Below are 22,457 nucleotides of genomic sequence, written 5' to 3'. Positions count from 1 at the left end.
GGTGAGGGGGAAAGAATGGGTACCTGGCTGTTTTTCGCCGTGATCATCGCGGCGGTGGTTTACCTGATCGCCGTTTACAACCGTCTGATCAGCCTGCGCAACCGCTTCAAGAACGCGTTCGCGCAGATCGACGTGCAACTGCAACGGCGTCACGATCTGATTCCCAATCTGGTGGAAACCGCCAAAGCCTATCTCGACCATGAACGGGAGACCCTGACCCGGGTCACCGGGGCCCGCAACCAGGCCGAGGCGGCGCGCCGCGACGCCGCCGCCCAGCCCGACGACGGCGCCGCCATGGACCGGCTGGGCCGGGCGGAATCCCTGCTCAGCGGCGGCCTGTCCCGCCTGCTGGCGGTGAGCGAGAACTACCCGGAACTCAAGGCCAACCAGACCATGGCGGAGCTGATGGAGGAACTGTCCAGCACCGAGAACCGCATCGGTTTCGCCCGCCAGGCCTTCAACGACGCCGTGATGCACTACAACACCTACCGGGAGCAGTTCCCCAACAACGCCGTGAGCGGCCTGTTCGGCCCCTTCAAGGAAGCGCGGCTGCTGGAGATCGAGAACCCGGAGGCCCGTCAGGCGGTGAACGTCACGTTCTGATCCCTTCATGGATTTCTTCGACCATCAGGCCCGGGCCCGGCGGCGCACCCTGCTGCTGGTGCTGTATTTCCTCGCCGCCCTGACGGCGGTGGCCGCCGCCGTGGACCTGGGCGCCTGGCTGCTGGTCCGCTGGCTGCGCCCGGAACTGGGGCTGATTGACTGGCTGACCAGCGAAAACGGTCTGTGGATCACCGTGGCGACCCTGGCGGTGCTGATCGGCGGTTCCCTGCGCAAGGCCTGGCAGCTGCGCGAGGGCGGCCCGGCCCTGGCGCGCCTGCTGGGCGCCCGCGAGGTGTCGGCCAACCCGGAGGACGCCGGCGAGCGGCGCCTGCGCAACGTGGTGGAGGAAATGAGCATCGCCGCCGGCGCCTATCTGCCCCGCCTCCATGTGCTGCCCCGGGAAGACCGCATCAACGCCTTCGTGGCCGGCCTCACCCCTTCGCGCACGGTGCTGGTGGTGACCCGGGGCGCCCTGGAGCAGCTCGACCGGGACGAACTTCAGGGCGTGGTGGCCCACGAATTCAGCCACATTCTCAACGCCGACATGCGCCTGAACCTGCGCCTGCTGGCCGCCCTGGCCGGCATCCTGGCGATCGGCAAGGTGGGCGAGTTCCTGCTGCACTTTTCCGCCGGCGACGGCCACCGCCGGGGCAATGCCCCGTTCGCCGTGGGCGGCCTGGTGCTGATCGCCATCGGCTACGCCGGCTTGTTCTTCGGCCGGCTGATCAAGGCCGCCATTTCCCGCCAGCGGGAACGTCTGGCCGACGCCAGCGCGGTGCAATTCACGCGCCGGCCGGACGGCCTGGCCGGCGCCCTGATCAAGATCCGCAACGGCCCCGGTTCCTACCTGCACAGCCTGCACGCCGAGGACCTCAGCCACATGGCGTTCGCCGAAACCCTGGGCCTGCGCTGGCGCCGCCTGTTGGCCACCCACCCCAGCATCAAGCAGCGCCTCACCGATCTGGGGGCGGACTGGCCGGCCCGGGCCCGGGCACGGCGACGGCGCCCCTCGGCGGAATCCGACGCGGCGCCATCGCGGCGCATCGGCCGCCTGGACGACGCCAATCTGGGCTACGCCCGCTCCCTGCTGGAAAGCCTGCCCGGCGACCTGCGCCAGGCCTTGCACACCCAGGAGGGCGCCGAATGCGTGCTCTACACCCTGGCCCTGGGCCCGGTGGCGCCGCCGCCGGCGCTGCGCACCGGGCGCCGGGGCGAGCTGGTGGAGCGGGTGCGCGGCCTGGGCACGCGCCTGCGGCTGCCGTTGCTGGATCTGGCCCTGGCCACCCTGACCCAGGCCCCGGCGGACCGCCGCCCGGTGATCCTCCGCCAGCTGCGCGCCATCACCCGCCAGCGCAGCCAGGAGGATCTGCTGTGCTGGGCGCTGGGGGCCATGGCCCGCCAGGCCCTGGCCGACACCGGCCGCCGCGGGCCGAAACCGGATATCCACCGGCTGAGCGCGGTGGCCGGCGAAATCCAGGTGGTGTTCTCGGCGCTGGCCTGGGCCGGCGACTCCGCCCGTACCACCGCCCTGGCCGCCTTCCAGCGCGCCACCCGGGGCCTGCTGCCCGCCGGCCGCCTGCTGCTGCCGCCGGACCGCTGCCCGGCACCGCGCATGGAGGCGGCGGTGGCGCGCCTGGCCCGCCTTACGCCGTTATTGAAGGCGCCGCTGATCGACGCCGCCGCCGATCTGGTGCTTTCCGACGGCCAGGTGCAGGTGGCCGAGGCGGAGCTGCTGCGCGCCCTGTGCACCCTGCTTGAGTGCCCCATGCCACCGCTGTTCTCCCAACCACTGAACAATATTTGACCAATTCAAATTTTGTGATAGGGTTCACACCAATAAGAAAGGGGGTTTCAGGGGAAAACAACATGGAATTGCTCAAGAACAGTCACCGCAATACCTGGCGCGTGGTGTGCGAACACACCCGCCACGTGCGCGAGGGGTCCCTGGACCCGGCGCTGACCGCCTGGCTGGCGGCCCACGGCGTGACCGTCGGTGACTGCGTGTTTCCGCTGGTGTGCCGCTGCGACGAGCAGCTCTACACCGGCACCCTGGTGGATGGCCAGGGCCGCGTTCTGGAATACCTGGCCAACCTGGCCGACCAGGACGGTGACGACGCCCTGGACGACGTCACCGAAGCGCTGGGCCCGAAAAACCCGGACCACCCCCGCCACGATCCCTGCGACCCGATCACCATGGCGCTGATGATTCAGCGCGGGCTGGCGCCCTCCCCGGAGCCGGTGCCGGCCTGATCCGCCCGGTAGGGCAGCAGGGTGCGCGCCTCGTCGCGGTAGGCGCGCACATGCTCCGCCTCGCGCCGGCAGAAATCCGCCACCGCCTCGTGGAAGGCGGGCTCCGCCAGCCAGTGCAGTGAATAGGTGAGCACCGGCTCGAAGCCACGCAGAATCTTGTGCTCGCCCTGCACTCCCGGATCGAACTCCGCCAGACCCCGCTCGATGGCGAACTCAATGCCCTGGTAGTAGCACACCTCGAAATGCAGGGCGTCGTATTTCCGCACGCTGCCCCAATAGCGGCCGTACAGCGCCCGGTCGTCGAACAGATAGAGCCCGGCGGCCACCGGCTCGTCGCCGTCGCTGGCCAGCACCAGCAACACCTGGTCGCCAAGGCGCTCCGCCAGCCGCCGGAAGAACACCTCGTTGAGATAGGGCAACTGCCCGCGCACCAGGTAGGTATTGGCGTAGCACTCGTAGAACAACCGCCAGTGGCGCGGTTCGATGGCGGCGCCGGTGAGCCGCTCCACGGTGAGCCCCTGCTCCGCCACCCGGCGCCGCTCCCGGCGCACGCTCTTGCGCTTGCGGGAATTGAAGGTGCCCAGAAAAGCGTCGAAGTCCGGATAATCCCGGTTGAACCAGCGGAAATGGCAGGCCTCGCGCTCGATCAGCGGCAGCTCCGCCAGCGCCTCCCGGGCCGGCCGGTCGGGAAACAGCAGATGCCAGCCGCTGGCGCCCTGCTCACGGACCCGCTCGCGCACGCCCTCCCAGAGTTCCTCCGCCCGCCAGTGCCCGCGCCAGCGCGGGCCCACCACCGGCGTGAACGGAATGGCGGTGACCAGCTTGGGGTAGTAGGGCAGCCCGTTGCGCTCGTAGGCGTCCGCCCAGGCGAAATCGAACACGTATTCGCCCCGGGAGCCGTTGCGGGCATAAAGCGGCAAGAAGGCGTCGCCGTCGCGCAGATGGCAGGGGCCCCAGCCCCGGGCCGGGGTGGCGCCGGTTTCTTCCAGCGCGCCAAGAAAGGCATCGGTGAGAAACGGAAAGTGCATGGCCGCATGATACTGGCCGTGGCGCATGGCGGCGAGAGCGCCGTGCCCGTGAGATTGCCGGGCCGGTTCGTTACAATGCGCCGTCCATAATGATAACGATGCGTCCAAGGACATAACGATTTCATGAAAGTCTCCAAACTCTTGGCGGCCGTGTACGCTCTGGCCGTCGTGTTGCTGGCCCTGCCCGGCGCCTGGCTGCTGTTCGCCCCGCAATCCTTCGTGATGCTCGCCCACGGCGGCGACGAGGTATTGCTGATCTCGCCCCTGTTCACCCAGCAAACCGGCCTGGGGCTGCTGCTGGCGGCGGCGGTGAACCTGGTATGCCTGGCCGGCGGCCCTACCCGGGTGCCGCTGCACGTGGCGGTGCTGTTCTATCTGGCCGGCCTGGTGGCCAGCCATGGCGCGCCGGCCTTCGGCGCCGCCGCCTGGTTGTGGATCCCGGTGCTGCTGTACGCCCTGCCGCTGGCGCCCTGGGACCGCCTGCCGGTGTCCGCCGGCGGCGACGGCCGTCGCCGGGGCGAGGTGAAGTGGTTCAACCCGAAGAAGGGCTTCGGGTTCATCCTCGCCGACAATGGCGAGGAGATCTTCGTCCACTTCAAGGCGATTCGGAACGGCGGCCGGCGCAGCCTGAGCGCCGGCACCCGGGTGCATTTCGTGGTGCGCCAGTCCGAGCGCGGCGAACAGGCCGACCAGGTGGAAATCCAGCGATGACCGGCCGCCCATGACCCTTGCCACGCTCGACTGGGCGGTCCTGCTGGCCTACTTGGCGGCGATCCTGCTGATCGGCTTCTATTTCGCGCGGCGCAATACCAGCACCGAGGAGTATTTCGTCGGCGGTCGGCGCTTCCGGGGCTGGGTGATCGGCCTGTCCCTGGTGGGCACCTCGATCAGCTCGGTGACCTTCCTGGCCTACCCGGCGGACGCCTTCAAAACCGGCTGGCTGCGCTACCTGCCCAACCTGGCGTTGCCGCTGGCGCTGCTGATGGCGGCCCGGGTGTTCCTGCCGTTCTTCCGGCGCGGCAACATGACCAGCGCCTACCAATTCCTGGAGCAGCGCTTCGGCCCCAGCGTGCGGGTCTACGGCGCCCTGGCGTTCATCGTCGCCCAGCTGGTGCGCCTGGCCATGATCCTCTACCTGCTGTCGCTGCTGATTCTGCAACTGGTGGACGTGTCGCCGACCGTGGCGATCATCGCCGCCGGCCTGTTCGTGGGGCTCTACACCATCGTCGGTGGCATCGACGCGGTGATCTGGACCGACGTGATGCAGACCCTGGTGCTGCTGATCGGCGGCCTGCTGTGCATCTGGGTGGTGGTGGACGCCCTGCCCGGCGGCCTGGGCCAGGTGTTTCGCGAGGCCGGCGCCGCCGGCAAGTTCGCCCTGGCGGAATGGCGCGACGGCGAGCCGCAACCGGTGCGCTGGGGCCTGTCGCTGAGCGAGAAGACCGCCACCATGATGCTGTTCATCGGGCTGACCAATTGGCTCACCGAATACTCCAGCAACCAGAACACGGTGCAGCGCTACTGCGCCTCCCGCTCCACCCGGGAAGCCCGCCGGGGCCTGTGGGTGTACCTGTTCACGGCGCTACCGGTGTGGGCCTTCTACATGCTGCTAGGCACCGCCCTGTGGGTGTTCTTCCAGCATTTCCCGGACCCCATGGCCACGGCGGTGCTGGCCGGCACGGAAAAAGCGGAGGCGATCCTGCCCTGGTTCATCACCGAGTACCTGCCGGCCGGGCTGGCCGGGCTGGTGGTGGCGGCGGCCCTGGCCGCGGCCATGAGCTCCCTGGATTCCAGCATCAACTCGGTGACCACGGTGTCGATCGTCGACCTGTACCGGCGGCACCTGCGCACCGGCCTGGACGACCGCCATTATCTCCGCGTGGCGCGGGCCGTGGCGGCGGCGGTGACCGGCCTGATGATCCTCGGCGCCCTGTGGCTCAACGGCGCCCATACCCACACCCTGCAGGACACCTCCACCATTCTGGTGTCGCTGTTCGGCGGCGGCATGCTGGGGCTGTATCTGCTTGGCTTCCTGAGCCGGCGCGGGGACGCCCGGGCGGCCTGGTGGGGAATTCTCTGCACGCTGGCGTTCACGTCCTGGACGGTGCTCACCAACGAGGGGCTGCTGCCGGCGGCGCTGAGCGCGCCCTTCGACCTCTATTACACCGGTCTGATCGGCAATCTGGTGATGTTCGCGGTGGGCTACGGCGCGGCCAGCCTGTGGCCGCGCCGCGCCGCCTAGTGGCCGGCGACCCGGGCGGTGGTGGCCGCCACCGGCTCGTCGGCGGTGTCCCGGCGGCGCCGTTCCCGGCGGGCCAGTAGCCGGTCACGGACCAGCCAGCCCACCGCCCAGAACACCAGCCAGGGATCCACCAGGTAATCCCAGAGGTTGTCCGAGTGCAGCAGGTTGGCGCCGTAGGCCAGTTGCGCCACCACCAGCACCAGACAGCTGGCGTAGGCCCGGTACAGCCAGGCCAGCAGGCCCATCAGCAACAGCACCGCGCTGAAGGCGGTGTCGCCGAAGCCCAGGGCGTAGGGGTCCGCGTAGCTGGAGCCCAGGCTCATGGGGTAGAACCACAGCGCCAGCACCACCAGCAGCACGCACACCGCCCGCAATTGCCACACCGGCAGCCAGTAATGGCCGGTGAGGCGGTGCTGGATGGCCACCAGCGCCAGCAGGCCGGAGGACAGGCTGAAGTGGCTCAGGTAGCTGAGCACCCAGCCGCTCAGGCCATAGGGAAACGGCAACAGCGCCGCCACCAGCATGGCGCCGGCCAGACCGGCGCGCCACGGCAGCGGCAGGCGCGCCGCCAAACGCAGTACCACGGCGACCAGCACCAGGGCACAGATCCATTCCGCGATCATCCTTCCCCCCGGGGTTCGGGCCCGGCCGGCAGCCAGGCATGACGAATGGCGGATTTGTTCCAGGTATAGAGGATGTGCACGTCGCCGTTGCTGGCCTGCAGCACATAGGGATAGTCGTACTGGAACTCACAGCCCTCTTCGTGGCACTTGTTGTGTTCCACCCGGCGGCGCATCAATTCCGGATTCTCCGCCTCCAGGGTGTTGGCCACTTCCTCGGAAATCATTTCCAGATAGACCGGCTCGGACACGTCGTCGGCGCGCCAGCGGTGCCGGTTGTGGAAGAAGAAACGGTCCGACCAGGTCTGGCCGCTGTCCCAGGTTTCGCGCATGCACAGATCGTCGCGCTCCTTCGGGTTGCAGTTGGCCACCACCAGCCAGTGGCCCGGCGACAGCACCACGCCGCCCACCGCCGAGGACGGATTGGTGAGCCGCGATCCGTACAGCGGCGACCAGTCCTCGCCGCCGTCCAGGGAATCGCTGCGGTAGAGCATGCCCTGGTCGTCCTCGTTCTCATTGCGCAGCAGGGCGGTGGCCTGCTTGGGCCCGTCCACCAGCACCAGCGGCTGGATCGCCTTGCGACCGTAGCCGATGCGCTCCTTGTCGACGATGCGGTTGTGCTCGTCCAGGCGCAGGATCTCGCCGAACTTGCCCACCATCTCGTGGTAGACCGGCAGCCCCACGGTGCCGTCCTGGTAGCTGATCGGCGGGGTCTTCACCAGGGTGCTGATGTTCAGGAAGGGCGAAGCGGTGAGTGCCTCGTCGAAGCGCCAGCTGGCGCCCAGATCGTCGGACTCCAGCACCACCAGGCGGCTGGCCGCCCAGCCACCGAAGCTCACCGCCACCACGAACAGCCGCATGCGACCGTCATCGTCGAGCACCGGCACGGCGTTGCCCAGCTTGCGCACATGGCGGCCCCACTGGCGGCGAATCTGTTCGCGGGTGACCACCCGCTCCTCATCGCTCCAGCGGGCCGCGCAGGGATCGAACACCGCCGAGTGGATGCCCACGTCCGGGCCGCCCTCGCGCTTGCCGGCGAACCAGAAGGCACGTAGCCGGCCGTCGGGCAGCTCCACCATGGAGGCGGCGTGCACCAGGGGGGTTTCGGCGTCGGAGGCGAAGCGCATCTGCCAGCGACCGTCCAGATCGTCGTGGCCGCGCACGTAGTCGGGGCGGAACTCCGGGGTGGAGCGGCGGCCCGGATCGTCGGGCAGAGCCACCCAGAAGGCGACCACCAACAGCCCCCCGATAAACCAATGGATGAAACGCTTCATACAGTAACGGCGTCTCGCTGCGTATTATTTGCACTAAAAGACCGATGGTAACACCCGGAACCCGGTCTTTACTCTGACCGAACCGCCCGGCGTGCCGGAAAATCGGACCAACGGCCCGGCACGGAGTTCCTGGGCCGCCTATGATGGGGGATTGGCCTCCCTGGAAGTTCGGATCAGACTCTATGCGAAACAGCGCCCGCCGGCTCTCCCTGCTCTTGCTGTTGCCGCTGCTGGCGGGCGCCGGCACCCCGCCGGCCGAGGGCGAGGAGCGCCAGTGGCGGCTGATCAGCGACCGCAACGGCATCCAGGTGTACCGGCCGAGCGCCCCCGCCGCCCGGCTGAGCGCCTTCCGCGGCGTCACCCGGCTGCCGGCCGGCGACGAGTACGCCCTGGTGGCGCTGCTGGAGGATTACGCCGCCTACCCGGACTGGCTGCATTTCGTGGACGGCGCCCGCCCCCTGGAACGGGACCGGCCGGGGCCACGCCGGCTGCGCCTGACCACGCTGATGCCCTGGCCCCTGCGGAACCGGGACGCGGTGGTGGAGGCCCGGGTCACGCAGACCCACGAAACCAGCCACCAGCAAGTGGTGGTGTCCCTGCGCAACCGCCCCGCCCTGCTGCCCCCGGACCCGGACTATCTGCGGCTGCCGGCGCTGACCGGGGAGTTGCGCTTCCGCCGGGTGGCGCCGGACGAACTGGAAGTGCGCTATGAGCTCAGCCTGGACCCGGGCGGGGACATCCCCGACTGGCTCACCAACCTGCTGCTGCGCGAAGCGCCCCACTTCACCCTGGAACGGCTGCGCCGGGTGGTTACCCGCGCCAAGTACCAGGGGCACTATTACCCGGGCCTGGACCTGCGCGGCCCGGGCCGGCCGCCATCGACGCAAAACGTAACAAAACCCCAATGACGCCTGTCATATTCGGTCATCTCCGCTAATATTGGAGGTTGGTCCAATTCGCCGCCCGGCCATGGAGACGACAGGCATGGTGAACGCGCTCTTCTTCATTTATTCCTGGTTCCTGTTCGCCCCCCTGATGCTGGCGGCCACCCTCCTGTTCGGTCTGCTGTGCTTTTTGCTGATGCCCTTCCTGGGCCCGCGCCGGGTGGCACGCCTCACCGCCGTGCCCTGGTCGCGCCTGGGCCTGATGCTGAGCGGCGTGCCGGTGCGGCTGCACGGCACCGAGCACCTGGATCCGAAACAAAGCTACGTGATCGTGGCCAACCACCTCAGCCAGTACGACATCTGGGTGCTCTACGGCCATCTGGACAAGGACTTTCGCTGGGTGATGAAGCACGAGCTGCGCAAGCTGCCGGTGATCGGTTTCTCCTGCGCCCTGCTCGGCCACATCTTCATCGACCGGCGCGATTCCCGGGCCGCCATGGCCAGCCTGGAAACCGCCAAGGCGCGGCTGGTGGACGGCACCAGCATCCTGTTCTTCCCGGAAGGCACGCGCAGCCGCGACGGCGAGCTGCGGCCGTTCAAGAAAGGCGCCTTCCGCATGGCCCAGGACCTGGGGCTGCCACTGCTGCCGGTGACCCTCACCGGCACCCGGGAAGTGCTGCCGCCGGACACCCTGCGCCTGCACCCGGGCCCGGTGGCGCTCACCGTGCACGCGCCGGTGACCGTGGACGGCGACGACGAAGCCGCCCTGGAAGCGGCCCTGGGGCGCTGCCGCTCGGCGATCGCCGGCGTGGCCACGGAAGGCTGCCTGGAACTCACCTGAAGGCAGGACCCTGGCGTCAGCGGGCGTCGTCCTCAAAGCCAGCGAGGCCCCGGGGATTGGCCCGTTTGGAATGAGCGGAATCGCTACACTCCGGCCAATCCATCACAACCGACGAGCTCGCAATGAAGCACTTCAACGACAAGGTGGCCGTGGTCACCGGCGCCGGTTCCGGCATCGGCCGCGCCCTGGCCCGCCAACTGGCCGACGCCGGCGCCAAGCTGGCCCTCGCCGACATCAATGAAACCGGCCTGCGGGAAACCGCCAACGAGCTGGGCCTGGACGAGAGCCGTCTGATCACCGAGGCTTTCGACGTGGCCGACCGGGAGGCGGTGTACCGCTTCGCCGAGCGGGTCGCCGGCCACTTCGGCGCCGTGCACCTGGTGATCAACAACGCCGGCGTGGCCCTGGGCGCCACCGTGGAGCGCATGACCTACGAGGATTTCGAGTGGCTCATGGGCATCAATTTCTGGGGCGTGGTGTACGGCACCAAGGCGTTCCTGCCGCATTTGAAAGCCGCCGGTGAAGGCCATATCGTCAATGTGTCCAGCGTGTTCGGCCTGATCGGCGTGCCCACCCAGTCCGCTTACAACGCGGCCAAGTTCGCGGTGCGCGGCTTCACCGAATCCCTGCGCCAGGAACTGGAAATGGAAGGCGGCAAGGTGTCCTGCACCTCGGTGCACCCGGGCGGCATCAAGACCAACATCGCCCGCAACGCGCGCATGGCCGAGGGCATGGAACACATCACCGGGGATCCGGAGAAGGCCCGCCGGGACTTCGAGAAGATGTTCCGCACCACCCCGGACGAAGCCGCCCGCACCATTCTCAAGGGCGTGCGCGGCAACAAGCGACGGGTGCTGATCGGCTCCGACGCGCGCGCCATCGACAGCATGCAACGGCTGATGCCCACCGCCTACCAGCGCATCATGGTGGCCGGCCAGAAGATGATCAAAAAGTAAGGACTTTCCATGCTCCCCTTCTCCCAGGCAGCGGACAACAACAAGGGACCGATCCTCGAGGTCCTGCGTGACTACTTCACCGCCCCCGGGGAGCTGCTGGAAATCGGCGCCGGCACCGGCCAGCACGCGGTCTGGCTGGCGCCGCGCTTTGCCGACATCGGCTGGACGCCGTCGGAACAGCCGGACTACCTGGATGCCTTGCTGCCCCGCCTGGCCGCCGAACCCGCCGGCAATCTGCGCCCGGCCATCGGCCTGAGCGTCCAGGACGACGCCGCCTGGCCCGCCGGTCCCTTCGACTACGTGCTCACGGTCAACACCTTCCACATCATGAGCCGCGACCAGGTGGCGTGCTGCATCGACCAGGCCTGCCGGCGGCTCACGCCGGGCGGCCGCTTCGCCGTCTACGGCCCGTTCCGCTACGGCGGCCAGCCCACCACCGACAGCAACCGGCGCTTCGACGAAAGCCTGCGCGCCCGGGACCCGGCCAGGGGGCTGCGCGACCAGGAATGGGTGGTGGCGCGCTTCGCCGACCACGGCCGCGCCCTGCTCGGCGATCACGCCATGCCCGCCAATAACCGGGTTTTGGTATTCGGATAAGCCCGCTTTTTATACACTGTTCGGTCTGACGACGCCGCCGGCCGGCGAGCCCATGCCGCGCCGGGTCGTTTCTGGCTTCCCAACCGAGCGAATCCATGCAAAAAGAGAGCGACAACGCGTGGAGCCTGGACCAGTTCCAGGTTCCCGAAAAAGAGGGGGAAACCCGGTTCCACGATTTCGATCTGGCGCCGGAACTGATGCGAGGCATCGCCGACGCGGGCTTCCAGTACTGCACGCCGATCCAGGCCAGCGTGCTGGAGCACACCCTGGCCGGCGCCGACGCCATCGGCCGCGCCCAGACCGGCACCGGCAAGACCGCCGCCTTCCTGATCACCATGATCAATGATCTGCTGCGCCACCCGATCACCGTGAAGCGCTTTGCCGGCGAACCGCGCGCGCTGATCGTGGCCCCCACCCGGGAGCTGGCCATGCAGATCGAGAAGGACGCCAAGCAGCTCGCCCACCATACCGACCTGCAGGTGATGAGCGTGGTCGGCGGCATGAACTTCAACCGCCAGCAGGAACGCCTGCAGACCCGCCTGATCGACATTCTGGTGGCCACCCCGGGCCGCCTGCTGGATTTCGCCAAGCGCCGCGATCTGTGGCTGGACCGGGTCGAATCCCTGGTCCTCGACGAAGCCGACCGCATGCTCGACATGGGCTTTATCCCGGACGTGAAGCGCATCGTGCGGATGACGCCCCAGAACCGCTACCGGCAGACGCAGTTGTTCTCCGCCACCTTCAACGACGACGTCATGGCGCTGTCCCGGCGCTGGACCGAGGGCGCCGCCGTGGTGGAGATCGAGCCCACCCAGGTGACCACCGAGACGGTGGACCAGAAGGTCTACATCACCGCCACCGACGACAAGTTCAACCTGCTCTACAACCTGATCACCAACGAAAACATGGAAAAGGTGATCGTGTTCGCCAACCGCCGCGACATCACCCGGCGCCTCAACGACCGGCTGCACAAGAAGGGCCTGAAGGTGTCTCTGATTTCCGGCGACGTGCCCCAGAACCAGCGGCTCAAGACCCTGGAGCGCTTCCGCGCCGGCGACCTGCAGGTGCTGATCGCCACCGACGTGGCCGGCCGTGGCATCCACATCGAAGGCGTGTCCCACGTGATCAACTACAACCTGCCGGAGGACCCGGAGGATTACGTGCACCGCATCGGCCGCACCGGCCGCGCCGGCGCCAGCGGCGTCTCGATCAGCTTCGCCTGCGAGGACGACGCCTTCCTGCTGCCGCAGCTGGAGGAGGCCATCGGCATGAAACTCACCTGTGAACACCCGGACGCGACCCTGGTCGCGGACCGTTAGTTAAGTCAGCAAGGAGCGACCCCATGGCCGAACGGATCAGCCCGGAACAGGGCCTGGAACGACTGCGCGCAGGCGACGCTCTGTTCGTGGACGTGCGCGACCCGGGTAGCCACGAGCAGGCGCGTATTCCCGGCGCCGTGCCGCTCAACCAGGCCAACCTGGAACAATTTCTCGCCGACACCGACCGCCAGCGCCCGCTGGTGGTGTACTGCTACCACGGCCACTCCAGCCAGGGCGCCAGCGACTACCTGGCCGAGCAGGGCTTCGATGCCGTGGTCAGCCTGGACGGCGGCTTTGAGTATTGGCGCCAGGCCTACCCGGACCAGGTCGACGACGACCACTGACGCCGGGCTGGCGCCAGCGCCGGGCACCGTCGTCCGGATGGCTGCACGGCCCGCCGCCGTTGTGGCCCATCATGGGCCACCCTGAAGAACCGGAACGAGGAAGCCGATGAACGCAGCCGATCTGGCCGGCGCCCTGCGCCAGGCCCATGTGGACCACGCCCGCCAACGTCTCCAGGAAAAAAGCTACTGGCAAAGCCAGTTGGACGCCGGCGTGAAACGGCTCGGCAAGACGCCGGTGGGCGCCCTGGTGGACGCCGACGCCCTGGCCGCCGTGGTGGACGACTGGCTGGCCCGGGTCGATACCGTGCAGGGGCTGGAGCCGGTGGTGATTCAGGTGTCCGAGGCGGTACTGGAGCGCGCCAGCCAGCAGCCCACCACCGTGGGCGAACTGCTCGAGGAGGAGCATTTCGAGGCGATCCTGGCCCAGGCCCTGCGCCTGCGCGAACTTCGCGAGCGCGCCATCCATGCCTGCCTGAACCATCCGCTGGTCAGCGACATGGTCAGCGAGATGCTCTACACCGGCATCAAGAATTTCCTGCTCGAGGAAAACGCCCTGGCCAAGCTGCCCGGGGTGAGCAGCATGATGAAACTGGGCCGCAAAAGCGTGGGCCGGGCCATGGGCGGCCTGGAGGAAACCATCCGCGACTACCTGCGCCACAATACCCGGGCCACCCTTAAGACCGGCGAGCAGTGGCTCAACCGGCAACTCACCGATGAACGCATCGCCGAGCTGGCCCGGGACGGTTACCGGCGGATCGCGCCGATGCGGCCGGCGGATTTGATCCAGCGCCTGCCCGAGGGCGTGGTGGCCGACAGCGTGCCCCACGCGGCGGTGATCGCCGACCAGGGCGCCCGCCTCGAATACAGCCGTGCCCTGGTGAACGCCGGCCTCCATGCCGCCGTGACGGCGCTGCTGGACAAGGATCTGCCGGCCCTGCTCAAGGCCATGGGCACCACGCCCAAGCAACGCGCCAAGGCGCTGGCGCCGGCCCTGGCCGCCGGCGCCGCGGTTCTCTACGAGCGTGATCTGCTGGCCGGGGTGATCGACGACGCGGTGGGCGACTTCTACACCAGCGACGCCTGCCTCGACGTCCTCAAAACCGCCCTGGGAGAGTAATCGGCACGCCACCCTGGTGGCTCCATCGGGGACGCGGCTCCGTCGATAGGGAATCGCGGTAGGAGCGACTTCAGTCGCGATACGGCGCCCTCCCTAAGAAAGGCGCCTTCCGCCAGCGACCGCCTACAACCAGGTCTCCGCATACTCCGCCAGCAACGACCGGGGTACGCCCATCAACTGCACCGACCCACCGTGCACGAAGCTCTTGAAGCGCTCGGTCATATAGGTGAGCCCGGAGCTGATCGGCGACAGGTAAGGCGTGTCGATCTGCGCCAGGTTGCCCAGGCACACCACCTTGGAGCCCTCCCCGGCCCGGGTGATGATCGCCTTCATCTGATGGGGCGTCAGGTTCTGGCTTTCATCGATCAGGATCAGGGATTTCTGGAAGCTGCGGCCGCGGATGTAGTTAAGCGCCTTGAACTGGATGTTGGCCTTTTCCTTGACGTACTGAATGCTGCCGGAGGGGTTCTCGTCGTTGAGGTGCAGCGCCTCGATGTTGTCGTTGATGGCGCCCAGCCAGGGGTCCATCTTCTCTTCCTCGGTGCCGGGCAGGAAGCCGTGGTCCTCGGCCAGGGGCGGCGTGGAACGGGTGGCGATGATCTTGTTAAAGCGCTTCTGCTCCACGGTCATCTCGATGGCCGCCGCCAGGGCCAGGATGGTCTTGCCGGAGCCGGCGGCGCCGGTGAGCGTGACCAGATGGATGTCCGGGTCGAGCAGCAACTGCAGCGCCACCGCCTGCTGGATGTTCATCGGCTTGAGCCCCCAGGCTTCCTGGTCGAGCAGGGTTTCCGCCTTGTGATGACGCAGCGTCACCACGCCCGCTTCGACGCTGAGGATGCGGCCCACGAACCCCTGCTCGTCGAGAATGAACTGGTTGGGGTAGACCTCCTCGCCAAGAATATCGCCCACCACCAGGCCATGGGGCAGGCGGTGCAGGGTTTCCGCGCCCACCTGTTCGGTTTCCACCTCGGTGACCTTGTCCCAGAACGAGCCGGGCACCTCGAAATAGCCCCGGGTGAGCTGCTTGATGTCCGAGACCAGCTGGTCGTTGTGGTAGTCCTCCGCCTCGATGCCGCAGGCGCGCGCCTTGAGGCGCATGTTGATGTCCTTGGTGACCAGCACGTAGCGGCTGTCCGGGTCGGCCATTTTCATGGCCATGACGTCGTTGATGATGCGGTTGTCGTTGAGGTGTTCGGGGAGCGCCGAGCCGCCGGAGGCGGGGCGCGGCATCAGCACCGTGAGGGTACCCTGGTCGGACTGCCCCCGATTGATGGGGATACCCGCTTCCACTTCCGCCGGGGTCGCCGCCCCCAGCACCCGGTCGATCTGGCGGATCGCCGCGCGGCAGTCCGAGGCGGTGTGGGATTTGCCGGTTTTCAGACGGTCCAGTTCCTCCAGAACGGTCATCGGGATCGCCACGCGATGCTCTTCGAAATTGAGCAGCGAGTTGGGATCGTGGATCAGCACATTGGTGTCGAGGACGTAGGTTTTCGGCGTGGCGTCGGGTTGGCCGTGGTGGGAGTTGGATGCTGCGGAGACGGAATGCAAAGTGGCCGCGCGCTTTTCCATGCGTTTCCCCTGTTGGTCTGCACCTGTTGGTGCGGTTGGGCGACCGGGGCGAACGTCGTTCCGCGAGCCTGCTTGCGGCGGGGGATCGCGAGAGCGACGCAGGCCTCTGCCGCCGTGGTTTGGCTTACCGGCGGTGGCTGGTCAAGCTCGGTTTGGATCGCGATCCCTCCCGCAATAACGGGATGTGAATTACCATAACCCAGCTTTTCATCACTGACAACGAAGCGAGTTCGAGCATGTCCGACGATCCGTTACCGGACCATCCCGAGGTCCGCATGCCGCCGCCCCTGCTGCATCTCGGCGGCCTGCTGATCGGCTACGGCCTGGACCAGGCCCTGGGCTGGACCCTGCCCGCCTTGCCCGGCCGCGAGGCACTGGCGGCGGTGCTGGCCCTGGCCGGCGTGGCGCTGGTGCTGGCCGCCCTGCTGCAGCTGGCCGCCCACCGCACCACCGCCATGCCCCATCGGGCGGCGCGGGTGCTGGTCACCAATGGCGTGTTCCGGTTCAGCCGCAATCCCATCTACCTGGCCTTCGCGCTGCTGCACCTGGCCTGCGCCCTGAGCCTGGCCAGCCCCGGCATGCTGCTCACCCTGGGGCTGGTGGCGTGGGTCATGCATAGCCACGTGATCGCGGCGGAAGAGGCGTTTCACGCGCGCCGTTTCGGCCCCGAGTGGCAAGCCTATCGGCAACGGGTGCGTCGCTGGCTGTAGCGCCCTTCCAGGCCTTGAGCACCCGGGGCTCGCCCAGGGCGCCCTCGCGCAGCGCCAGGCGCGGCGAATCGAAGTCGCCGGGCACGAAGCCGGCCACGCGAATGTCCCGGGGCAGCCAGCCCAGCCGCCGGTACATCTCCGCCACCAGCTCGGAGCAGAACCAGCCACGCCGGTCCGGCGGCCGGGTGAAGCCGCTGAGCAGATCCAGGGCGTTGCACAACACGAAGTTCTTGTAGGGCCGGTGCAGCAACCGGCGCACCAGGCGCGCCACCAGCCGTTGGCGGCGGGGACAAAGGGGCGCGCCCTCGCGGCGGCGCAGCACCACGTCGCCGGGGTAATCGCGCAGCTTGTCCGCCAGCGGCACCAGGGCCACGCCGGCCACCGGCCGGCCCAGATGCAGGTCGGCGGATTCGCTGGCGCCCACCGCTTCCAGCACCAGGGGCCGGTCGTCGCCGGGCAGGCACACCACCATGCCGATGTGGCTCCAGCGGCTGCGGGTGAACAAACGGATGGTGCTGCTGACCAGGCCACGCCCGGCGAACAACAGGATGTCGCCGGTTTGCGGAGTCGGAACGGACGGAGCGGAATCCGGGATCACGAGGCTACCCATCAAAGACCGAGGCTCGTTGTGCAGAGTGGGCGCCCGCCATGACAGCACCCTGACAATTTGGTCACGCTTGCGTGACACGGACGCCGCCGGCGGAGCGCCATGAAACCACTGTCATAAAACCGTGACACCGCCGGGCTACACTGCCGGCAACGATCGCGGTCCCCTCAATGGAAGAACGTCTCTATCTCCTACAACGGCACCTGCCCGAGCTGCTGCACCTGGACAGCCTGATCCGTCTGGGCGAGCGGCACCTGCGGGTCAGCGAGGTGCTGCGCGTGCCCCAGGGCGACCTGGCGCTGCCGGTGCGCGTGATCGAAATGGGCAGCCGCTCGCCGGGCGCGCCGGTGATGGGGTTCTTCGGCGGCGTGCACGGCGTGGAACGCATCGGCACCCAGGTGATCCTGTCGCTGCTGCACAGCCTGATCCACCGCCTGCAATGGGACGACCATCTGCACCGGCGGCTGGAAAGCGTGCGCCTGGTGTTCATGCCCATGGTCAATCCCGGCGGTATCTGGCGGCGCACCCGCAGCAACCCCAACGGCGTGGACCTGATGCGCAACGCACCGGTGGACGCCGACGGCAAGGTCTCCTTCCTGGTCGGCGGCCAGCGGCTCAGCCGCCACCTGCCCTGGTACCGGGGCCGCGCCGGCGACCCCATGGAGGCCGAGGCGCAGGCCCTGGTGGAAGTGGTACACGACAAGCTGATGAACGCGCCGGTGTCACTGAGCCTGGACTGCCACAGCGGCTTTGGCCGGCGCGACCGCATCTGGTGCTCCTATGCGCGCACCCACCGGCCCATCGCCCATCTGGCGGAGGTGTACCGCCTCAAGCAGGTGCTGGAAAGCACCTACCCGCATCACCACCCGTATCTGATCGAGCCGCAGTCGCTTAACTACACCACCCACGGCGACCTGTGGGATTACCTGTACGACGATGCCCGGGAGCGCCACCCGGACCGTCTGTTCCTGCCGTTCACCCTGGAAATGGGCTCCTGGCTGTGGGTGCGCAAGAATCCGCGCCAGATGCTGGATTTCTTCGGTTACTTCAATCCCATCATCGGCCATCGCCATCACCGGGTGCTGCGCCAGCACCTGCCGCTGTTCGACGTGCTCATGGCCCTGGCCGGCAACGCCGGCAACTGGCTGCCCACCGGCGAGCGCCGCCGCGCCCTGGCCCGGGACGCGGTGCGCCACTGGTTCGGCGGCAGCGAAGACTGAACGCCGCGTCACATAAACCCGCTGGTGGCCCTCGATAAACCCGCTGGTGGCCCTCCTCTTGCATCCGTACACTCGTTTCAATTGTTCAGGAGGACCACCATGATCAGAATAACCACCGCTCTTTTGCCACTGGCGCTGCTCACCGGCTGCCAGATGTTCAGCTACCAGGAACCGGCCGGCGCCGACACCGCCACCGTCACCTTCACCGGCGACGCCTCGGCCCAGCCGGCGGTGTGCGTGCCCGGCAAGGGCTTCAAGGACACGCAAATGGCCCTGGCGGTGAAGCCCTGGGAAACCAACGCCTTCGACAAACTGTTCCAGACCATGAAGAAAGGCGAGGAGGTGACCGTGTCCGTGGCCGCCTCGGAGCGCGCCCGGGTAGGCCTGGTGTACAACGAGGCCCGCGCCGCCGGCGGCCGCGACCGCTGCCGGGTGGCGGCCCAGTTCGACGCCCGCCCCGGGGAGCGCTACCGGGCCCACTTCACCCGCACCGATACCGGCAACTGCGGGCTGGAGATCCGCGGCGAGGATGGCGTGCGCGCCGATGCCGTGCCGGTGGACTGGCACTGCCCGGACTGAGTCCGGCGCGCGGCGGCGCCGTAAAGCACCGCCGCGCGGCCCCATTTCGGTGCATCGCACCAAAACGACGCATCCGCCCTTCCCGCTTTTCGTTATTTTACCTTTCCGATTTTCCCCTCCCCCTCTCAAACCCCTGATTCCTAACCGTTTTTTATTTTTGGCACGCTCCCTGCTTTGTATCCGGTCGAGCCTCCCAGGCCAGTGCGCCAGGAGCGCACAACCTAGAAAACAGTTATTTGCAAAGAGGGTTGCACATGAAACACGTATCTGGGATGAAGAAGACCGTTTTGGCCGCCACCGTGGCCGCCACCGCCGCCACCGGCCTGATCGCTCCGTCCATGGCCGCCGCCGAAGTCAGCGGTAACGTGGGCATTTCCAACATCTACCTGTGGCGTGGTCAGGACTTGTCCGCCGGTAACGCCCAGGTATTCGGTGGCTTGGACTACGCGCATTCCACCGGCCTGTACGCCGGCGTGTGGGCCAGCTCCGAGAACGACACCGACGGTGACGGCGACGCCAGCACCGGCGGCATGGAATACGACCTGTACGCCGGCTACGGCGGCGCCGTGGGCGACTTCTCCTACGACCTGTCCTTCGTCGACTACAACTACCCGAACGCCACCGACGCGGACTTCCAGGAAGTGATCGCCAGCTTCGGCCTGGCCGGCTTCTCCGCCGCCGCCTTCATCGGCGTGGGCGACTACGGCCACGGCAGCGACGCGGTGGACAACAAGGACAACTACTACAACGTGGGCTACAGCTACGACCAGTTCGGCGTCAACGTCGGCTACTTCGACTTCGACGCGGACAGCTCCGACTACACCCACGTGGATCTGACCTACGCCATGACCGATGAACTGGGCTTCACCGTCTCCAAGGTGGTGGATTCCGATGACGACAACATGGACGAAGCCAACGACACCCTGTTCGTCGTGACCTACGCCCTGTCGTTCTAAGAAGTAAGCGCTGAGAGTATTCGGGCGGGTCTCTCCCCCCGCCCAACCTTTTCACACCGTGGGGCCCTCCCTGGTCCTCGCTGGAAACGCAAGCAGGCCCCACGGTGTTTTTTAATTCCTCCCTCCCCTAAGGCGAATTGTGCCTTACCTGGAAATCCGCGCAGACATCATCGTGATTGGTGAAGGTCAAACACACCGCCACGGTTTCGCCGGCGCGCGGCACGTCGCTGAGTTTCATCAGCATCAGATGCTTGCCACCCGGCTTGAAGCTGACCCGGTCACCGGGATCCAGACGAATGGTCCCCAGATGCACCATGCGGCGCTGGCCGTCGCCGGTGGTTTCGGTGCCGTGCAGCATGGCCATGCCGGCGAATTCCGCCTCCGCGCCTTCCAGCTTCACGCTGCGGTCGCCTTTGTTGCGCAGCTCGAAATAGCCCGCCATGGTCGGCGACACCGGTGGCACCGCGCGCAGCCAGGCGTTTTCCACCACCAGATCGTCCGCCGCCGAGGCACCGGCGGCCAGGGCCAGCAGGCCGGCGCCGGCGAGCGCCCGCGCCAGAGCGCGGTTAAAGAAGGCTTTGTACATCATCGGTCACCTCGTCGATATTGAAGTCCGACGGGTACAGCTTGCGCACCCGCCCCTGCTGGTCCAGCAGATAAACATAGTCGCTGTGGGTGAAATCGTAGCCCCCATCCTGGGGATCGGATTTCAGGAAGACCACCCCGTACTGCTCCGCCACGGCGCGAATGTCCGCTTCGCTGCCGGTCAGGCCGATCACGTCGGCCTTGAACCAGGGCAGGTACTCGGCCAGATGGGCCGGGGTGTCCCGGGCCGGGTCGAAGGTGATGAACAGCGGCTGCACCCGGCCGGCGTCGCCGGCCTCGCGCAGATTGCGGTACACCTGGGAGACCCGGGCCAGGGTGGCCGGACAGATGTCCGGGCAATGGGTGTAGCCGAAGAACATGAGCACCACCCGGCCTTCCTGGTCGGCCAGGCGGAACGCCTCGCCACGGTGGTCGGTGAGGGTGAAATCCCCACCCAGGCGGGTGTTCACCGGCAGCTCCTGGCGGGGCTCGGCGCAGGCGGCCAGGGCCAGGAACAGGGTCAGCAGGCCAAGCCGGCCCGCCAGGACGCGGTAAAAGGGCATGGTGGGCTCCGGATCACGACGGCGGCGCCGGATGATACCGCGCCGGGGCGGCGCGCGCCCAGCGCGGCGGTGCGGCGTTTTGCCACGTCCGGGGTTCCCGGTTTGCCCCCTCGGGCGGTACAATCGGCGCCCATTTTCCAATCGATCGACGGTCTTCCCCATGGCACGCAAGCTGTTTATCCAGACCCACGGCTGCCAGATGAACGAGTACGACTCCACCCGCATGGTGGATCTGCTGGAGTCCACCCACAGCCTGGAGCCCACGGACAATCCGGAAGAAGCGGATGTGCTGCTGCTCAACACCTGCTCGATCCGCGAAAAGGCCCAGGAGAAGGTGTTCCACCAACTGGGCCGCTGGAAGCGCCTGAAGGACCGCAACCCGGACCTGATCATCGGCGTGGGGGGCTGCGTGGCCAGCCAGGAAGGCGAGGCGATCCGTGAACGCGCCCCTTACGTGGACGTGGTGTTCGGCCCGCAGACCCTGCACCGCCTGCCCGGCCTGATCACCCAGGCGTCCACCACCCGCTCCCTGGCCATCGACGTGACCTTCCCGGAAATCGAGAAGTTCGACAGCCTGCCGGAGCCCAGCGTGGACGGCCCCAGCGCCTTCGTCTCGATCATGGAGGGCTGCTCCAAGTACTGCACCTTCTGCGTGGTGCCCTACACCCGCGGCGAGGAAGTAAGCCGCCCGGTGCAGCCGGTGCTCGACGAGGTGCGCCACCTGGCGGACATGGGCGTGCGCGAGATCAACCTGCTGGGCCAGAACGTGAACGCCTACCGGGGCCAGGGCGCCAACGGCGAGGTGCTGGATCTGGCGGATCTGATCCTGCTGCTGCGCGACATCGACGGCATCGACCGCATCCGCTACACCACCAGCCACCCGGTGGAGTTCTCCGACGCCCTGATCCAGGTCTACGAGGAGGTGCCGGAGCTGGTCAGCCACCTGCACCTGCCGGTGCAATCCGGCTCCGACCGCATCCTGGCGCTGATGAAGCGCAACCACACGGTGCTGGAGTACAAATCCAAGCTGCGCAAGCTGCGCCGCATCCGCCCGGACATTTCCTACAGCTCGGATTTCATCATCGGCTTCCCGGGGGAAAGCGACGCCGATTTCGAGGCCACCATGAACCTGATTGGCGACATCGGCTTCGATCACTCCTTCAGCTTCATCTACAGCGCCCGCCCGGGCACTCCGGCGGCGGACCTGCCCGACGACGTGCCCCTGGACGTGAAGAAGGAGCGCCTGCGCATTCTGCAGCAGCGCATCCAGCAGAACGCCCTGGACATCTCCCGCAAGATGGTGGGCACCACCCAGCGCATTCTGGTGGACGGCTTCTCCAAGAAGGACCCGGGCCAGCTCAAGGGCCGCACCGAGAACAACCGGGTGGTGAACTTCGCCTGCGACGACATCGACCTGATCGGCGATTTCGTGGACGTGGAGATCGTCGAGGCCCTGCCCAACTCCCTGCGGAGTGGCCTGAAGGCGCTTTCCGAAGCGGGCTGAAGGCCTTATTCGGCCGGCGCCCGCCGCTCATATCTAAATTCCAAATCCGTTTAAGCAGGCGCTTTATTTAAACCTGCCGTTATATACAC

General features: G+C 67.5%; 24 protein-coding genes. 17 read left to right on the top strand and 7 right to left on the bottom strand.

The genetic code is table 11. The features are described from left to right. The first annotated feature begins 15 nt into the window (after positions 1 to 15). From HMJ39_RS01140 to HMJ39_RS01130, 3 genes are all read left to right on the top strand, one after another. Positions 16 to 603 (top strand): LemA family protein, encoded by a 588-nt coding sequence (locus tag HMJ39_RS01140; RefSeq protein ID WP_194295962.1) that lies wholly within the window; start codon positions 16 to 18, stop codon positions 601 to 603. A gap of 7 nt (positions 604 to 610) precedes the next feature. Next, entirely contained in the window at positions 611 to 2,407 is a 1,797-nt protein-coding gene (locus HMJ39_RS01135) for a M48 family metalloprotease (RefSeq protein ID WP_194295961.1), read from the top strand. A gap of 62 nt (positions 2,408 to 2,469) precedes the next feature. Beyond that, positions 2,470 to 2,853: a hypothetical protein gene (locus tag HMJ39_RS01130; RefSeq protein WP_194295960.1), complete on the top strand. Its 384-nt coding sequence runs from the start codon at positions 2,470 to 2,472 to the stop codon at positions 2,851 to 2,853. On the opposite strand, the gene HMJ39_RS01125 is transcribed toward HMJ39_RS01130, so the two are convergent. After that, the gene (locus HMJ39_RS01125) at positions 2,811 to 3,881 is read right to left on the bottom strand and encodes a GNAT family N-acetyltransferase (RefSeq protein WP_194295959.1); all 1,071 of its coding nucleotides are present in this window, start codon (positions 3,879 to 3,881) and stop codon (positions 2,811 to 2,813) included. The two genes, HMJ39_RS01130 and HMJ39_RS01125, sit on opposite strands and share 43 nt — an antisense overlap. Positions 3,882 to 4,004: 123 nt before the next feature. Between HMJ39_RS01125 and HMJ39_RS19125 the strand changes: the two genes are divergently transcribed. Next, a complete protein-coding gene (locus tag HMJ39_RS19125) occupies positions 4,005 to 4,592 on the top strand; it encodes a cold shock domain-containing protein (RefSeq protein ID WP_194295958.1) in 588 nt (195 codons plus the stop codon). 10 nt (positions 4,593 to 4,602) lie between these two features. After that, positions 4,603 to 6,123: a sodium:solute symporter family transporter gene (locus HMJ39_RS01115; protein ID WP_194295957.1), complete on the top strand. Its 1,521-nt coding sequence runs from the start codon at positions 4,603 to 4,605 to the stop codon at positions 6,121 to 6,123. Here the strand turns inward: HMJ39_RS01115 and HMJ39_RS01110 are convergent. Together HMJ39_RS01110 and HMJ39_RS01105 are read right to left on the bottom strand one after the other, a co-directional pair. Then, the gene (locus HMJ39_RS01110; RefSeq protein ID WP_194295956.1) at positions 6,120 to 6,746 is read right to left on the bottom strand and encodes a hypothetical protein; all 627 of its coding nucleotides are present in this window, start codon (positions 6,744 to 6,746) and stop codon (positions 6,120 to 6,122) included. The genes HMJ39_RS01115 and HMJ39_RS01110 overlap by 4 nt on opposite strands. Next, positions 6,743 to 8,017 carry a sialidase family protein gene (locus tag HMJ39_RS01105; RefSeq protein ID WP_194295955.1) on the bottom strand — a complete coding sequence of 425 codons (1,275 nt, stop codon included), beginning with the start codon at positions 8,015 to 8,017 and terminating at the stop codon, positions 6,743 to 6,745. Before HMJ39_RS01105 ends, HMJ39_RS01110 begins: the two co-directional genes overlap by 4 nt. Positions 8,018 to 8,199: 182 nt before the next feature. On the opposite strand from HMJ39_RS01105, the gene HMJ39_RS01100 reads away from it, so the two are divergent. From HMJ39_RS01100 to HMJ39_RS01070, 7 genes are all read left to right on the top strand, one after another. Beyond that, a complete protein-coding gene (locus HMJ39_RS01100; RefSeq protein WP_228462079.1) occupies positions 8,200 to 8,925 on the top strand; it encodes an SRPBCC family protein in 726 nt (241 codons plus the stop codon). Positions 8,926 to 9,001: 76 nt separating this feature from the next. Beyond that, a complete protein-coding gene (locus HMJ39_RS01095) occupies positions 9,002 to 9,742 on the top strand; it encodes a lysophospholipid acyltransferase family protein (protein WP_194295954.1) in 741 nt (246 codons plus the stop codon). 122 nt (positions 9,743 to 9,864) lie between these two features. Continuing rightward, positions 9,865 to 10,698 (top strand): SDR family NAD(P)-dependent oxidoreductase, encoded by an 834-nt coding sequence (locus HMJ39_RS01090; RefSeq protein ID WP_161383935.1) that lies wholly within the window; start codon positions 9,865 to 9,867, stop codon positions 10,696 to 10,698. A 9-nt stretch (positions 10,699 to 10,707) separates the two neighbouring features. Continuing rightward, positions 10,708 to 11,295, top strand: a complete 588-nt coding sequence (locus HMJ39_RS01085) for a DUF938 domain-containing protein (RefSeq protein ID WP_194295953.1) — start codon at positions 10,708 to 10,710, stop codon at positions 11,293 to 11,295. 95 nt (positions 11,296 to 11,390) lie between these two features. Then, positions 11,391 to 12,614: an ATP-dependent RNA helicase RhlB gene (rhlB, locus tag HMJ39_RS01080; protein WP_267130480.1), complete on the top strand. Its 1,224-nt coding sequence runs from the start codon at positions 11,391 to 11,393 to the stop codon at positions 12,612 to 12,614. Between the two features lie 23 nt (positions 12,615 to 12,637). Continuing rightward, the gene (gene glpE / locus HMJ39_RS01075; RefSeq protein ID WP_194295952.1) at positions 12,638 to 12,958 is read left to right on the top strand and encodes a thiosulfate sulfurtransferase GlpE; all 321 of its coding nucleotides are present in this window, start codon (positions 12,638 to 12,640) and stop codon (positions 12,956 to 12,958) included. A gap of 106 nt (positions 12,959 to 13,064) precedes the next feature. Then, entirely contained in the window at positions 13,065 to 14,075 is a 1,011-nt protein-coding gene (locus tag HMJ39_RS01070; protein WP_194295951.1) for a hypothetical protein, read from the top strand. Between the two features lie 123 nt (positions 14,076 to 14,198). Here HMJ39_RS01070 and HMJ39_RS01065 read toward each other — a convergent pair whose 3' ends face one another. After that, on the bottom strand, positions 14,199 to 15,644 hold the full coding sequence (locus HMJ39_RS01065; RefSeq protein ID WP_161383940.1) for a PhoH family protein: 1,446 nt from the start codon (positions 15,642 to 15,644) through the stop codon (positions 14,199 to 14,201). Between the two features lie 236 nt (positions 15,645 to 15,880). Between HMJ39_RS01065 and HMJ39_RS01060 the strand changes: the two genes are divergently transcribed. Continuing rightward, complete coding sequence (locus tag HMJ39_RS01060; RefSeq protein WP_194295950.1) at positions 15,881 to 16,354, top strand: methyltransferase family protein; 474 nt, start codon at positions 15,881 to 15,883, stop codon at positions 16,352 to 16,354. On the opposite strand, the gene HMJ39_RS01055 is transcribed toward HMJ39_RS01060, so the two are convergent. Next, a complete protein-coding gene (locus HMJ39_RS01055) occupies positions 16,254 to 16,964 on the bottom strand; it encodes a C40 family peptidase (protein WP_194295949.1) in 711 nt (236 codons plus the stop codon). The two genes, HMJ39_RS01060 and HMJ39_RS01055, sit on opposite strands and share 101 nt — an antisense overlap. Before the next feature lie 167 nt (positions 16,965 to 17,131). Here HMJ39_RS01055 and HMJ39_RS01050 point away from each other — a divergent pair, with 167 nt between their 5' ends. The 3 genes from HMJ39_RS01050 (at position 17,132) to HMJ39_RS01040 (ending at position 19,716) form a co-directional block, all read left to right on the top strand. Further along, positions 17,132 to 18,181, top strand: a complete 1,050-nt coding sequence (locus HMJ39_RS01050; protein ID WP_194295948.1) for a M14 family zinc carboxypeptidase — start codon at positions 17,132 to 17,134, stop codon at positions 18,179 to 18,181. 99 nt (positions 18,182 to 18,280) lie between these two features. Continuing rightward, positions 18,281 to 18,760 (top strand): hypothetical protein, encoded by a 480-nt coding sequence (locus HMJ39_RS01045; protein WP_194295947.1) that lies wholly within the window; start codon positions 18,281 to 18,283, stop codon positions 18,758 to 18,760. A gap of 254 nt (positions 18,761 to 19,014) precedes the next feature. Further along, positions 19,015 to 19,716 (top strand): TorF family putative porin, encoded by a 702-nt coding sequence (locus HMJ39_RS01040; RefSeq protein ID WP_161383945.1) that lies wholly within the window; start codon positions 19,015 to 19,017, stop codon positions 19,714 to 19,716. Positions 19,717 to 19,843: 127 nt separating this feature from the next. On the opposite strand, the gene HMJ39_RS01035 is transcribed toward HMJ39_RS01040, so the two are convergent. Beyond that, entirely contained in the window at positions 19,844 to 20,305 is a 462-nt protein-coding gene (locus HMJ39_RS01035; RefSeq protein WP_194295946.1) for a copper chaperone PCu(A)C, read from the bottom strand. Continuing rightward, positions 20,283 to 20,864, bottom strand: a complete 582-nt coding sequence (locus tag HMJ39_RS01030) for an SCO family protein (RefSeq protein WP_194295945.1) — start codon at positions 20,862 to 20,864, stop codon at positions 20,283 to 20,285. The genes HMJ39_RS01035 and HMJ39_RS01030 overlap by 23 nt, the downstream gene beginning before the upstream one ends. Before the next feature lie 160 nt (positions 20,865 to 21,024). Between HMJ39_RS01030 and miaB the strand changes: the two genes are divergently transcribed. Further along, positions 21,025 to 22,368, top strand: coding sequence for a tRNA (N6-isopentenyl adenosine(37)-C2)-methylthiotransferase MiaB (gene miaB / locus HMJ39_RS01025; RefSeq protein WP_194295944.1), 1,344 nt, complete (start codon positions 21,025 to 21,027; stop codon positions 22,366 to 22,368). Positions 22,369 to 22,457 lie beyond the last annotated feature (89 nt).

The sequence above is a fragment of the Alloalcanivorax profundimaris genome, assembly GCF_015265435.1.
Classification (GTDB): Bacteria; Pseudomonadota; Gammaproteobacteria; order Pseudomonadales; family Alcanivoracaceae; genus Alloalcanivorax; species Alloalcanivorax profundimaris.
Note: the sequence above shows the minus strand (reverse complement) of the source record. Positions and strands in the feature narration are given on the sequence as shown.

Bases quoted from the DNA above. Each gene is read 5' to 3' on its own strand.
- HMJ39_RS01040 (WP_161383945.1), top strand. From the start codon at position 19,015: ATGAAACACGTATCTGGGATGAAGAAGACCGTTTTGGCCGCCACCGTG.
- HMJ39_RS01035 (WP_194295946.1), bottom strand. From the start codon at position 20,305: ATGATGTACAAAGCCTTCTTTAACCGCGCTCTGGCGCGGGCGCTCGCC.
- HMJ39_RS01105 (WP_194295955.1), bottom strand. From the start codon at position 8,017: ATGAAGCGTTTCATCCATTGGTTTATCGGGGGGCTGTTGGTGGTCGCC.
- HMJ39_RS01085 (WP_194295953.1), top strand. From the start codon at position 10,708: ATGCTCCCCTTCTCCCAGGCAGCGGACAACAACAAGGGACCGATCCTC.
- HMJ39_RS01100 (WP_228462079.1), top strand. From the start codon at position 8,200: ATGCGAAACAGCGCCCGCCGGCTCTCCCTGCTCTTGCTGTTGCCGCTG.
- rhlB (WP_267130480.1), top strand. From the start codon at position 11,391: ATGCAAAAAGAGAGCGACAACGCGTGGAGCCTGGACCAGTTCCAGGTT.
- HMJ39_RS01095 (WP_194295954.1), top strand. From the start codon at position 9,002: ATGGTGAACGCGCTCTTCTTCATTTATTCCTGGTTCCTGTTCGCCCCC.
- HMJ39_RS01110 (WP_194295956.1), bottom strand. From the start codon at position 6,746: ATGATCGCGGAATGGATCTGTGCCCTGGTGCTGGTCGCCGTGGTACTG.
- HMJ39_RS01070 (WP_194295951.1), top strand. From the start codon at position 13,065: ATGAACGCAGCCGATCTGGCCGGCGCCCTGCGCCAGGCCCATGTGGAC.
- HMJ39_RS01140 (WP_194295962.1), top strand. From the start codon at position 16: ATGGGTACCTGGCTGTTTTTCGCCGTGATCATCGCGGCGGTGGTTTAC.
- HMJ39_RS01060 (WP_194295950.1), top strand. From the start codon at position 15,881: ATGTCCGACGATCCGTTACCGGACCATCCCGAGGTCCGCATGCCGCCG.
- HMJ39_RS01090 (WP_161383935.1), top strand. From the start codon at position 9,865: ATGAAGCACTTCAACGACAAGGTGGCCGTGGTCACCGGCGCCGGTTCC.
- HMJ39_RS01030 (WP_194295945.1), bottom strand. From the start codon at position 20,864: ATGCCCTTTTACCGCGTCCTGGCGGGCCGGCTTGGCCTGCTGACCCTG.
- glpE (WP_194295952.1), top strand. From the start codon at position 12,638: ATGGCCGAACGGATCAGCCCGGAACAGGGCCTGGAACGACTGCGCGCA.
- HMJ39_RS01135 (WP_194295961.1), top strand. From the start codon at position 611: ATGGATTTCTTCGACCATCAGGCCCGGGCCCGGCGGCGCACCCTGCTG.
- HMJ39_RS01045 (WP_194295947.1), top strand. From the start codon at position 18,281: ATGATCAGAATAACCACCGCTCTTTTGCCACTGGCGCTGCTCACCGGC.
- HMJ39_RS01050 (WP_194295948.1), top strand. From the start codon at position 17,132: ATGGAAGAACGTCTCTATCTCCTACAACGGCACCTGCCCGAGCTGCTG.
- miaB (WP_194295944.1), top strand. From the start codon at position 21,025: ATGGCACGCAAGCTGTTTATCCAGACCCACGGCTGCCAGATGAACGAG.
- HMJ39_RS01125 (WP_194295959.1), bottom strand. From the start codon at position 3,881: ATGCACTTTCCGTTTCTCACCGATGCCTTTCTTGGCGCGCTGGAAGAA.
- HMJ39_RS01130 (WP_194295960.1), top strand. From the start codon at position 2,470: ATGGAATTGCTCAAGAACAGTCACCGCAATACCTGGCGCGTGGTGTGC.
- HMJ39_RS01115 (WP_194295957.1), top strand. From the start codon at position 4,603: ATGACCCTTGCCACGCTCGACTGGGCGGTCCTGCTGGCCTACTTGGCG.
- HMJ39_RS19125 (WP_194295958.1), top strand. From the start codon at position 4,005: ATGAAAGTCTCCAAACTCTTGGCGGCCGTGTACGCTCTGGCCGTCGTG.
- HMJ39_RS01055 (WP_194295949.1), bottom strand. From the start codon at position 16,964: ATGGGTAGCCTCGTGATCCCGGATTCCGCTCCGTCCGTTCCGACTCCG.
- HMJ39_RS01065 (WP_161383940.1), bottom strand. From the start codon at position 15,644: ATGGAAAAGCGCGCGGCCACTTTGCATTCCGTCTCCGCAGCATCCAAC.